Source organism: Streptomyces sp. NRRL S-350 (assembly GCF_000719705.1).
In the GTDB taxonomy this organism is placed as follows: Bacteria; Actinomycetota; Actinomycetes; order Streptomycetales; family Streptomycetaceae; genus Kitasatospora.
The window spans coordinates 1-347 of record NZ_JOHO01000214.1 but is presented as its reverse complement, the minus strand read 5'-3'; the positions used below and the strand labels follow the sequence as shown (position 1 = coordinate 347).

The window sequence follows — 347 nt, the reverse complement described above, 5'->3', positions numbered from 1 at the left end:
CGTCTTCATACGGGCGAAGACGTGCTCAACGCGGGCTCGGACCTGCTTGTGGGACTTGTTGTGTTCCTCTTTCCAGCCTGGGAGTTCGCTCTGGCCGCGCTCTCGGCGGTGCGGGATGACGAGTCCGGTGCCTGGATAGCCGCCGTCGGCAATCGTGAGCGTCTTGCCGACGGCGGCCTTGGCTCCGGATGCCTCCCACGCCTTACAGTCGTTGCGGTTCCCGGCGAGAGGCCGGCCAACCACGACGACCAGGCGGGTGTCGGCGTCGATGACGACCTGGTGGTTGGTGGAGTACCTGTAGTTCTTCGACCGCTCGGCGATGGTGTGGTCGCGGGTGGGGACCAGGG

At 66.3% G+C, this 347-nt stretch carries 1 protein-coding gene; it reads right to left on the bottom strand.

Translation table 11 applies throughout. The annotated features are described in order from the left end of the window. Window positions 1-347, bottom strand: a 347-nt coding sequence (locus IF30_RS0140600) for a transposase (RefSeq protein ID WP_030248343.1), incomplete at both ends; no start/stop codon positions are given.